Source organism: Roseitalea sp., from assembly GCF_984466335.1.
Window position 1 is genome coordinate 1 of sequence record NZ_CFIFWG010000062.1, and the last position, 11,540, is coordinate 11,540.

8 protein-coding genes are annotated in these 11,540 nt (G+C 67.2%); 1 reads left to right on the forward strand and 7 read right to left on the reverse strand.

Going from position 1 to position 11,540, the window contains the following annotated elements:
* Positions 1-197: 197 nt before the first annotated feature.
* The 3 genes from AC5E6L_RS07580 to AC5E6L_RS07590 all read right to left on the reverse strand — a co-directional run bounded on the left by AC5E6L_RS07580 (position 198) and on the right by AC5E6L_RS07590 (position 4,329).
* Positions 198-1,370 carry an SGNH/GDSL hydrolase family protein gene (locus tag AC5E6L_RS07580; RefSeq protein ID WP_491229428.1) on the reverse strand — a complete coding sequence of 391 codons (1,173 nt, stop codon included), beginning with the start codon at positions 1,368-1,370 and terminating at the stop codon, positions 198-200.
* Between the two features lie 183 nt (positions 1,371-1,553).
* Positions 1,554-2,768 (reverse strand): lytic murein transglycosylase, encoded by a 1,215-nt coding sequence (locus AC5E6L_RS07585; RefSeq protein WP_491229435.1) that lies wholly within the window; start codon positions 2,766-2,768, stop codon positions 1,554-1,556.
* A gap of 88 nt (positions 2,769-2,856) precedes the next feature.
* On the reverse strand, positions 2,857-4,329 hold the full coding sequence (locus AC5E6L_RS07590) for an outer membrane beta-barrel protein (RefSeq protein WP_491772368.1): 1,473 nt from the start codon (positions 4,327-4,329) through the stop codon (positions 2,857-2,859).
* A 271-nt stretch (positions 4,330-4,600) separates the two neighbouring features.
* On the opposite strand from AC5E6L_RS07590, the gene AC5E6L_RS07595 reads away from it, so the two are divergent.
* Entirely contained in the window at positions 4,601-5,575 is a 975-nt protein-coding gene (locus AC5E6L_RS07595; RefSeq protein ID WP_491772370.1) for a KpsF/GutQ family sugar-phosphate isomerase, read from the forward strand.
* A 15-nt stretch (positions 5,576-5,590) separates the two neighbouring features.
* Here AC5E6L_RS07595 and hemH read toward each other — a convergent pair whose 3' ends face one another.
* The 4 genes from hemH to AC5E6L_RS07615 form a co-directional block, all read right to left on the reverse strand.
* On the reverse strand, positions 5,591-6,655 hold the full coding sequence (gene hemH / locus AC5E6L_RS07600) for a ferrochelatase (protein WP_491229431.1): 1,065 nt from the start codon (positions 6,653-6,655) through the stop codon (positions 5,591-5,593).
* 150 nt (positions 6,656-6,805) lie between these two features.
* On the reverse strand, positions 6,806-8,692 hold the full coding sequence (locus AC5E6L_RS07605; RefSeq protein ID WP_491772372.1) for a 5'-nucleotidase C-terminal domain-containing protein: 1,887 nt from the start codon (positions 8,690-8,692) through the stop codon (positions 6,806-6,808).
* 186 nt (positions 8,693-8,878) lie between these two features.
* Positions 8,879-9,301 (reverse strand): Omp10 family outer membrane lipoprotein, encoded by a 423-nt coding sequence (locus AC5E6L_RS07610; RefSeq protein ID WP_491229433.1) that lies wholly within the window; start codon positions 9,299-9,301, stop codon positions 8,879-8,881.
* A gap of 98 nt (positions 9,302-9,399) precedes the next feature.
* Positions 9,400-11,250: a M3 family oligoendopeptidase gene (locus tag AC5E6L_RS07615; protein ID WP_491772374.1), complete on the reverse strand. Its 1,851-nt coding sequence runs from the start codon at positions 11,248-11,250 to the stop codon at positions 9,400-9,402.
* Between the last annotated feature and the right edge of the window lie 290 nt (positions 11,251-11,540).

The following is an 11,540-nucleotide window of genomic DNA, read 5'->3' on the forward strand; positions in this document are numbered from 1 at the left end:
CGGCGAAAAACCCTGTCCATCAATCCGCTCCCATCCAAAGACAAACCGCTCTAGCAGGTCTTTGATTCCAGTGTGGTTTACGGATTTGAAGTTCGTTCAGGAGCGTGCCGCGAACACTGTAACGAACTTCAAATCCACCACACTAAGGCCTGTGGGGGTTCGCAGCGACAAGATGCGGCAGCAGGCCGCATCGGGGCTCACTGCAATGCCGTGCCCGGTTCCTCGCCACCATCGGCCGGGGGCGCCTCGGCGGTCAGCGGATCACCGCGCGGTGGGGCAGCGACACCGCCGGCCCGCCCCCGGCGAACCGGCGGCGGCATGCCGTCCTCGACGAGACGCTGCCGCACCGAGCGGGCTCGAAGCGGGCTCTCGGGCGGCGCCGGCTTCCTCACGTCGCCGAGCAGCACCCTGCCCCCGTCCAGATCAGGATCGGCGAACCCGATCGGATCGACCCTTTCAAGCTCGGCCTCGGTCCGCAGCGGCGGCAGTTTCAGGATGGGAAGACTGTCAGGCCCCAGCGACGTCACCGGCGGCAGCGCCGAATCTCCGAGCACCTTCTGCAACTGGCGCTCGACATAAAAGGCCATCTTGCGCTGGCCGGCGGCGGTGAAGTTGATGCCGTCCGAACCGCGCAGACGCACCACCTGCCCCTTTACGTCCGGGCCGCGCTCGATGAAATTGCCGTCCGTGTCCACAAAGCCGTCCCAGACATCGACGAAGAAGCCGCCGGCCAGCGCGACCCGGGAGCGGTAGATTTCGTTCAGGACCAGCATGTCAGCGGACATGGAGCGGAAGCGGAACGGTGGCGTCCCCGCCCAGACCAGGGTCGCGCCCGCCTCGCCGATCTCGGCGATGAATGCATCGATCCGCTGCCGATAGGCATGCCGCCAGCCCTCCGACAGAACCTGCTCGCTGCGCCCGCCGACGCGCAGCGCCTGCCGGTCGTTGGCCCCGATATGGACCACCACGATCGCTGGCCGGACCTCTTCGACCAGGCCGCCAATCTCGGCGGGCCAGTCGTAGAAATCGTCGCGCACGAACCCGGACGAGCCGTTGATCCGCCGCTCGACCACCACATTGGGCGAATCGGCGAAGGCATCGACCAGGCCGCGAGCAAGGCCGTCCGCGACGAAGTCGCCGACGACCAGCACCCTGGTCGCGTGCTCGCTCTTGTCGACGGCCGGCTGGCGCGGTGCGACCGGTGCCGATGCGACCCGAGACCCCCTCTGGCGCGGCGAGGATCGCTGGCGCGGGACGGCCGCCTGGCGCGGCCGTTGCTGCTTGGCGGCCGGGTGTCGCCCGCTTCCATCGCGGCGGAACAAGAGTTCGAGCAGGCCGGGCTGGCTCTGCCGGTCCTGGGCGTGCGCCATCGAAACGCCCGGCAGGCCGTCAAGTGGTCCGGATGCCGGAAGACCTGTGGAAGCGACCACAAGCGCCAGCACGGCCGCAGCCGCACCGCGCCGAACACGCCATGGGTACCGTGCACCCCGCCGAAAGACCATTCACCGACCCTTTTGCGCCCCGCGGCGCAGGCCAGTGGATCATGACCGGGTTCAGCGCCGCCGCAGCACTTCTAGCACTTCGATGGACGCATAGCCATCCTGCATCAGGCCGGCGCTGGCCTGAAATGCCTTGATGGCGCTGCGTGACACCGGACCGATCCGGCCGTCAATGTCGCCTTCATAGAAACCCTTGCGCTTGAGCCGCAGTTGCAGCTCCTCGCTTTCGGCGACCGAAAGGCGCGTGAACGGGCGCGTCCAGTCCCGGCGCGGCGGCGGGAAGCCGGCGATCTGATCGGCCAGAAGACCCACGGCGAGCGCATATGCGTCCGCATTGTTGTAGCGCTTGATGACGAAGAAGTTGCGGATCATCACAAACGCCGGCCCGTCGCGACCCTGCAACACCTTGAGCTCGGCCTTCTGCTCGGGACGCGGATAGGGCTTGCCGTTGGCGCGGACCACGCCCAGGCGCCCCCACTCGCGCAGCGTCAACTCGCCGGCGGGGAATTTGCGGCCCGGCGGCAGCACCACCTCGTAGCCCCAGGTCTGGCCCGGTCGCCAGCCATTGCGCTTGAGCAGATTGGCGGCGGTGAAAAGCGCGTCGGGTATCGAGTTCCAGATATCCTTGCTGCCCTCGCCGTCACCGTCGAGCGCGTAGGCGGTGTAGCTTGTCGGGATGAACTGGGTGTGGCCCATCGCCCCGGCCCAGGACCCCTTCAACCCCTCGATCGGCACATCGCCACGCTGGGCGATCTTCAACGCCTCGATCAGCTGGCGGCGCGCGAACGCCGCCCGCCGCCTGTCGGCATAGGCAAGCGTTGCCAGCGCGCGCGGAATGTAGTGCAAGCGGCCTGGCTGCTTGAGCGCCTTGCCATAGCTCGATTCCATCGACCAGATGGCCAGAACGATATATCTGGAGACGCCTGTCGAGCGCTCGATCCGGTCGAGCAGCCGGCCATGCTTGCGCAGCATCGCCCTGCCGTCTGCGACCGTGCGCTCGTTGACGCGGGCGTCGATATACTGCCACGCCTCGTCGCGGAACTCGGGCTGGAAGCGGGCCTTGCGCAACACCTCCCGGTCGGGCGTGCGCACATTGGCGAAGGCGCGGTCGTAGACGCTGCCTGCGACCCCGTTTGCCACCGCCACGGAACGGAAATCGCGGATCCATTGCTGAAAGCCGGCGTCGGCACGCGCGGGCTGCGCGATGATCGTCAGCAGGAAAAGCGCGAAACCGCCCGCAAGGCCGGCGGCCGCGCCGATGCGCCCCATCGTCATATCAAACCTTTCTCCCGGCTTGCTTTATGACGCCGACCCTGTTTTCGCCGTCACGTTCGCGGCAAACCGTGGCAACAATGAGTCAGCGCTGGAGCCTGATGCCCATGAACGCGCTGCTGGTTCGGGTTTGCTGGGTCGGATCGTCGCTGAAGGTGCGCTCGTGGCCGATGCGGCCGGTCAGGCCCATGAACCGGTTGAACCACCAGGTCGCGCCCAGAAGGCCCGCCGCCGTCACCGTGTCCTTGCCCGGGCCGACGACGTCCTCATATCGCAGGCTCGCCCGGCCGTCGAACGTGAGATTGGCGCGGGCACGGTGTGTCAGGCCGAGCGTGGCGACATGGACCAGCGCGCCGGAGGTGGCGGCCTGGCTGCTGTTGGTCGTCGCCGTGACGAAACCGAAGTCCACATCGGTCTCGCGCCGCGGCGACCAGGTCACGTCGGCGCGGACCGAAAGACCGCCAATGTCGGCCAGCGATGCATCGGCGATGTCCTCGTGCACATAACCGACCGCCACTTCGCCCGACAGTTTCTCGCCCCGGTCGAACGCGGCGCCCAGCCGCAGCGCGTAGCGCATCGCATTGCGGTCAGACCCGCGCGAATCGGGCCGCTGGTCCATCCGGCGATGGCTTGCCTCCACCTCGACGAAGGGCGCAAGCACGGGCGAAGCGCTGTATCCGCCGCGCAGCCGGACGCCATAGCGCATGAAGTTCAGATCGTCCTGCGAGACGGTCGCGCCCGTCGACAAAAGCGCCTCGCCCACCGTCTGCCGCAGCGCGTTGACCTCGGCGGTCGCGGCGAGGCGGCCAACTCGTCGCTGGACGGTCAGCGCACCGCTCACGGTCCGGACGACCGGTTCGCTGGCCGTTCCGACACCCCGGAACCTGACCGGATCGAGCGCCTCGGCCACGGCGGCCGAGCCGGGATCGGCACGCCTGTGGTCGTAGGAGCCCGAGGCGGTGAGCTGCGTGTTGCGATCGACGTTAAGCCGCAGCGCCGCGTCCGTGGAAAAGGACGGCTCACGATCCCCGTTGCCGGAGACGCGGAACGGCAGGCGTCCGTCGAACCCCAGTTCGAGCCCGTGACGCGCCCAGTCCGAAACCGCATCGACGCTCAGCACCGCTTCGCCGAACGCGCCGTCCGTTCGGGCCGAACCAAGGCTCGCCGGCGGACCGGGAGCCTTGAACGTGCTGTCGGTCCGCAGATGTGTCATGCCGAGGTCGAGCGTCGCGGTGACGTCGAACGTGCCAAGGCGCAAGCCGAGCGGGGCGTAGGGCGCGGGGTCGGCAACGCCGCCGCCGCCCTCGACCGGCGCGACCCGCGTGACGCGGCCGATGGGGTCGGCATCTTCGGCCGGCGGGTCGATCGAACCGGTGATCAGGTCGCCGATGAGGTCCGCGCCGGCCACATCGTCACCGTCCGGCGCGGGGCCGGAAAGCTGGTCGGAGAGGTCCGGGGCGGGGGAGACGGCGCCTGCCGCCCCGCCTGTGTCCGTGGAGGCCGAAGCGCCCGGCAGACCCGGCACGTTCTGCGCGACGCCGCCGCGCAGGTCGGGCACGAATTGGGCGTATGCCGGCGACGTCGCCAGCAAGCAGGCAGCGGTGGCGCATCCGCGCCACCACGCCTCGTGACCATGCCGGCGCCGCTCCAAAGTTGTGTGCTCCCCGCATTGTCCGATGTCTTGCCAAACGGTAAACGGTCGAGGTTAACGAAGCGTTGAGCACGGCAGGAGCAAAGTGGGCCGATGGACAAGCCGGACGCAATGCAATAGCTGTCGGCAGGCGAACGCGCGAAAGCGGCCCACCGATGGACTGAACACCTAGGATGCGATGCTGACAGAACCCGCCGCCATGCAGTCGGCCCTGCGCACGCTGAGTGCCGAGCAGGATGGTCTCGCCGCGCTTGCCGAGGCCCTGCGCAACGGGCTTCACGAACCGTTCGTAGAAGCGCTTTCCGCAATCGGGGAGCTCAAGGGGCGGGTGATCGTGTCCGGCGTCGGCAAGAGCGGCCACATCGCCTGCAAGATCGCCGCGACGCTCGCCTCGACCGGCACGCCGGCCCATTTCGTGCACGCCGCCGAGGCCAGCCATGGCGATCTGGGCATGATCACGCGCGGCGATGCCATTATCTGCCTGTCCTGGTCGGGCGAGGCGCAGGAACTGGGCGGCATCATCAACCATGCGCGCCGCTTCTCGATCCCGCTGATCGCCATGACGGCCGGCGCGGACTCGGCGCTGGCGCGCGAGGCCGACATCGTGCTGCTGCTGCCAAGGGCCGAGGAAGCCTGCCCGCACGGGCTGGCGCCGACCACATCGTCGGTCATGCAGCTTGCGATGGGCGACGCGCTCGCTGTGGCGCTGCTTGAAACACGCGGTTTCACGGCCGAGGATTTCCGTGACTTCCACCCGGGCGGCAAGCTGGGCGCCAGCCTGACCCGCGTCGGCGACATCATGCATACGGGCGAGCGCATTCCGCTGGTGCCGACGCAATCGTCGATGCGCGAGGCGATCGTCAAGATCTCGCAGAAGGGGTTCGGCTGCGTCGGCATCGTGCGCGCCGATGGCCGGCTGGCCGGCATCATCACCGATGGCGACCTGCGCCGCCACATGCAGTCGGACCTGCTCGCGATGCGGGCCGACGAGGTGATGACGCAAACGCCCAGGACAATCACCGCCGACGCCCTGGCGGCCACGGCGCTGACCATCGTCAACGATGCGGCGATCACGGCGCTGATGATCGTCGAGGACGACAGGCCCGTCGGCATCGTGCATCTGCACGACCTTTTGCGGGTCGGCGTCGCCTGACGCCGCAGGAATCCGTCAGAGCCAGCCCTGCAACTCGCGGCGCACCAGCGTCTCGATGACGCTCATGCCTTCGGGCGAATCGTTGAGGCACGCAATGTGGGTGTAGTGCGTGCCGCCCGCTTCCTCGAAGATTTCGCGCCCCTCGCCGGCGATTTCCTCAAGCGTCTCCAGGCAATCGGAGACAAAGCCGGGATTGATGGTCGCCACCCTGGTGATGCCCTGGCCCGGCAGCGCCTCCAGCGTCTTGTCGGTATAGGGCTGAAGCCACTCCTCGGGGCCGAAACGCGACTGGAAGCACGTCATCAGGCGCCCCTTCTCCCAGCCAAGGCGCTGTTCGAGCAGGCGGGAGGTCTTGTGGCAATGGCAGTGGTAGGGATCGCCGCGCATGAAATAGCTCTGCGGAATGCCGTGATAGGAGGCGATCACCCGTTCGGGCTCGAAGTCCAGCGCCGACAGATGCGCTTCGATCGACCGGGCCAGCGCCTCGATATAGACCGGCTCGTCATGATAGGCCGGGACCGTGCGCAGGGCCGGCATGAAGCGCGTCTTGGACAACGCCTCGAACACCTTGTCGTTGACCGTCGCGGTGGTCGTCGCCGAATATTGTGGATAGAGCGGAAAGGCCACGATCCGGTCGCAGCCGGCATCCATCAGCGCTTCGATGCGCGAGGCGATCGACGGATTGCCGTAGCGCATGCCCCAGTCGACGACGATGGTTTCATGCGCCTTCAGCGCCTCGGCCAGCCCTTCGGCCTGGCCGCGCGTATAGGTGCGCAGGAAGCTCTCGTCCCTTTCCTTGTTCCATATCTCATCGTAAGCCTTGCCGACGCGGCCGGGCCTGGTGTTCAGCACGATCCCGTAGAGGATCGGATACCAGATCGCCTTGGGCCATTCGATCACGCGGCTGTCGGTCAGGAACTCGGCCAGATAGCGCCGCATGGAGCGAAAGTCGGTGCCGTCGGGCGTACCCAGATTGATCAGCAGGACTCCGACCTTGCCGATGCGGACCGTCGGGTGTTCAGGCGGAAGCGGGCCCACCTGCTTGACGAGCGCGCGTTCGATGGAGGTCTGCATGTTCATGGCGAATTCCCGGCGACAGGAGGATAGGGTAAGCCGCAATCGTGCAATTTCAATGCGGCATATGTGTCAGCAGACCATACGCAGGACGGCGCCGCCGGATCATGCGCCCAGCGGCGATCAGGGTCGGTTCCGCTCGCGGAAGGCGAAGGATCACTCGGCCGGGACGGCGATCGGAGTTCCGATTTCAAGCGCTTCGGCCACCAGTGTCGGATTGGCCTGGGCGAGCCTGGTCCACAGGGTCGCATCCCCATAGAACCGCCGCGCCAGCTCCCAGAACGTATCACCGGCCCGGATCACGTAGGTCTCGCTTTCGGCCTCGATCACCGGCCCTTCGGCCGACAGCGCGCCAGCGGCAAGGGCGGTCGGCGGCGGGATCACGGCGTCCCCGGCCGTCCCTTCATCGGCCGCCGGCGCGGCCGCGTCGGCCACGGCCATGATGCGCCCGTCGGTGAAGGGAGCATAGGGGCTGTTGGCGGTCAGATAGTCGGCAACGACCTGTTCGAGGCCCGGGCCGAAATCATAGGCGTCGATGGCGCTGGAGGCGAACATGGCGTAGCCGTCGCCGCCCTTGCGCATGAAGTTGTTTGAGACGACCCCATAGGTGGCGGCCGCATCGAGCGGCGTCTTACCGCCGTCCTCGGCAACGACCATGACGCCTGAAATCCGGCTGCCCGGCTCGGCATCGGCATCGAAGGCGTAGGACAGGCCCGCGACCTGCGGGAAGCGGCCAGCGCCCTCCTCGACCCGGCCGACACCGTTTTCGAGCGCGGCGACGATATCGGCCCCCGAGAGCTTGAATGTCGCCAGCGTGTTCTGGAACGGCAGCACGGTGAGCACCTCGCCCATCGTGATCTCGCCGGCATCGATCGAGGCCCGCAGGCCGCCGCCGTTCTGGATCGCGATCTGCATGCCCTGATCGCGCACCCGGTCGAGCATGGCATCGGCGACCAGATTGCCCATCGCGCATTCCATGGCGCGGCAGACCTCGCGGCTGCCCTCGATGGCGGCGGACGCCTCGCCGACCGGACGCGCCTTGAGTTCCTCGATCGGTCCGCCCAGTTCGGCCACGCGGGCGACGAAACCCGGATCGGGGGTCACCGACGCGTCGAGAAGATGCGGCTCGCCTTCCGCCGAGACCACATTGCCCTCATCGTCGAAGACGACACGCAACTCGCCGACATATTTGGAGTAGGCATAGGCTTGCACGATCGGCACGTCCCGGCCCGAGGGGTTGCGCACGAACATCGGATAGGCACCGGCCGCGCCCTCCTGCACGTTCGACAGGAGCGTGTGCGAGTGCCCGCCCACGATCACGTCGATGCCGTCGACGGCGGCGGCGATCTGCTTGTCGCGCGGCAGGCCGACATGGGACAGAAGGATGATCTTGTCGACGCCCTCGGCCTGCATTTCGGCGACCGCGCCCTCAAGATAGCCGGTCTCCTCGATCAGCAGGATCGTCGGTCCGGGCGAGGATGTCTCGTCCGTGTCGGTGGCGAGCACCGAGACGATGCCGACCTTCTCGCCGCCCACATCCTTGACGACATAGCCGGGCAGAACGCCGGCGAGCGGCGAGCTGGCGCCGGCCAGCGTGTTGCCGGAGATGACCGGGAAGTCCGCGGCATCGATGAACGCCCTGAGTGCCTCGGGCCCGTCGTCGAACTCGTGGTTGCCGACAGCCATGGCGTCAAAGCCGATGGCGTTCATGAACTCGACGGCCGCCGCGCCCTTGTAGGTCGTGTAGAACAAGGACCCCTGGAACTGGTCGCCCGCGTCCAGCACCAGCACATTGCCGCCATTGTCGGTGATCGCCCGACGGCGCTCGTCGATCTTGGTCTTCACCCGAGCGATGCCGCCAAAGCACTTGCCCTCGGCCTCGTCATCGGCGCCGCAAGTGGAATCGAAGCGGTTGATCGGCTCGATGCGCGAATGCAGATCGTTGATATGCAGGATGTCGAGCGTGAAGTCCGCCGCAGCGGTCCCCGCGGTCAGCGTCGCCGCCAACACACCCAATGCCATGAGCATCGCCGTCTTTTTCATGAGGGCCTCCCCGTCTGACTGCTGTCGCGCCGTCGCGCTCGGACACTTATCGGTACGCCATGTGACAGGGATTTTAAAGTCGGGTCAACGGATTTGCATGGCCGGACGCCGCCTGGGCCCGCACGCCCGGCACGGCGCCGAAGAAGCACATTTTGCGGTTCGGGACGCGAGGCCACACTTGCCCGGTCAGGACACGCCGGGCCGCCGTATCAACTGGAAACGCTGGCCGCCATCGTCGGTACAGTTGAGCGTGACCGCATCGGCCAGAACGCAATTGGCGCGAATGCGCGTCTCGCGCAGCAGCGAGAAATAGTCGAGCGCGATCGATCGCCGGCTGGTGTAGGTGTATGTACCCTCGGCCACGCGGTTGCCCGTGTCGTTGGCCACGCTGACGAACCGTCCGCTGATCAGGCTGGCGCTCGCGATCCCGGCCGCATCGCCCCAACTGCCATCGAGCGGCCCGGCGCGCACGACGGGCGTTGCGATCCCGCCCCCGATGCCCGGCGCGGGGATGGTGCAGCCCGCAAGGGCCACCGCGCCCAAAAGCGCCGCGGCCCGCATGCCCGCCGCCGGACCGGGCCTTTGCGCTCGTCTGCCCAGTTTGATCATCGGACCCACTCCGTCTCGCCCCAGTTCGCGCCAATTTAGGACATTGCGCCGGAAGACGGAACCCGTCTCGTTCGACGGTTCGGGCACCAGGGTCCGGCTCACCCCTCCATCGCCTCCAACTGGTCGACGATGCTTTCGATCACGCCCAGGCCCTTCGACCAGAAGCCGGGATCGCGCGCGTCAAGGCCGAAGGGGGCGAGCAGTTCGCCATGATGCTTTGAGCCGCCGGCGCGCAGCATCTCGAAATAGGCATCCTGAAAGCCGCCCGGCGCGTCCTGGTAGACCGCATAGAGCGAGTTCACCAGGCAATCGCCGAACGCGTAGGCATAGACGTAGAAGGGCGAGCGGACGAAGTGGGGAATATAGGTCCAGAACAGCCCGTAGCCCTCGTTGAGCCGGATCGCCGGCCCGAGGCTCTCGCCTTGCACCTCCAGCCAGAAATCGCCCAGTTGCTCGGCGGTCAACTCGCCGGTCCGGCGCGCCTCGTGCACCTTGCGCTCGAATAGGTAGAAGGCGACCTGCCGGATCACGGTGTTGATCATGTCCTCGGCCTTCTGCGCGAGCATGGCCTTGCGCTCGCGGGCGTCGGCCGTGCCGTCCAGCATGGCCCGGAACGTCAGCATCTCGCCGAACACCGAGGCGGTCTCGGCCAATGTCAGCGGCGTCTGCGCCATCAGCGCGCCCTGCCCGGCGGCGAGAACCTGGTGCACGCCGTGCCCCAATTCGTGCGCGAGCGTCATCACATCGCGCGGCTTGCCCTGATAGTTGAGCAGGATATAGGGGTGCGCCGACGGCACGGTCGGGTGCGAGAACGCGCCCGGCGACTTGCCCGGACACGTCGGCGCGTCGATCCACGCCTCGTCGAAGAAGCGGCGCGCGATGCGGGCCATGTCCGGGGAGAAACCGGCATAGGCGTCGAGCACGATATCCCTGGCGCGAGGCCAGCCGATGAAGGCTCGCGGCGCCTCGGGCAGTGGCGCGTTCCGGTCCCAGACATCCATCTTGTCCATGCCGAGCCACCTGGCCTTCATTGCGTAGTAGCGATGGGAGATGGCCGGAAAGCTGTCGCGGACGGACCGGACCAGCGCCTCCACCACCTCGCGCTCGACGCGGTTGGACAGGTGACGCGCATCGGCGACGTCCGCAAAGCCGCGCCAGCGGTCGGATATCTGCTTGTCCTTGGCGAGCGTGTTGGTGATCAGCGTGAAGGTGCGCGCATGGTCCGAAAACGTTGCCGCAAGCGCCTCGAACGCCTTCCGGCGCATCGCGCGATCGGCTTCCTGAAGTTTGGCGAAGGCCGGCTCCAGGGCCAGATCCTCGCCATCGACGACAAAGCGCAGGCCGGTCAGGGTCTCGTCGAACAGGCGCTGGAACGCCGCCGAAGAAGTGACCGATTTCTCAAGGAAGAGCTGCTCCAGCCTGTCTTCGAGCTGATAGGGCCTTTCGAGCCGCAGATCGTCGATCCACGGCCGGTAACGGGCGAGAACGTCATCATCTCCGTAGGCGGCCTCAAGGACGTTCTCGCCGATCTGGTTCATCTCAAGCTGGAAGAAAAGGAGCTGCGCGGACAGTTCGGTCAACCGCTGCTGGACGTCGCCGTAGAACTTCGCCCGCACCGTGTCGGCCGTATCGGCGGCATAAAGAAGGCCAGCATAGGATGCGATGCGGCCGATCAGATCCTCGATCGCCTCATAGGCCTGAACCGCCTTGCCCAGCGTGCCCGCCTGGGCGGCGGCGGCAAGCGCGCCCTTCCAAGCGGTCGCGAACGCCTCGGCCTCGCGCGCCGCCCGCGCCATGTCGTCGACCAGTTCGGGGCTGTCCATCGCCGGATAAAGGTCGGCCAGCCGCCAGCGGGGCAGGTCGCCCGATGCGTCATCGCCACCCTCGGCCACGGCATGCGCCGTTGCGATACGCCCCGGCCAACGGGTGCCCGCATTCCATCCGCTCATCGCGTTCTCCGCCCAATTCGTCTCAAATGCCGGCGAATGCCTTAGCCTTATCGCAAAGGCGCTGTGTCAACCTGGCGCACGACCAGATCGCAACAGCCGGGCCGGACTGTAGTCCGCCACACCGTCAGCGCAAGCCATGACCGCGACCATTCTCATCGTCGACGACGATCCGGTGCAGAGGCGCCTCGCCGAGGCGGCGCTGATCCGCGACGGTCTGGCCGTGGCCGCCTGCGGTGACGGATCGGCCGCGCTCGAACATCTCGCCAAGGGACGGGACAAGGGGCGCGAGG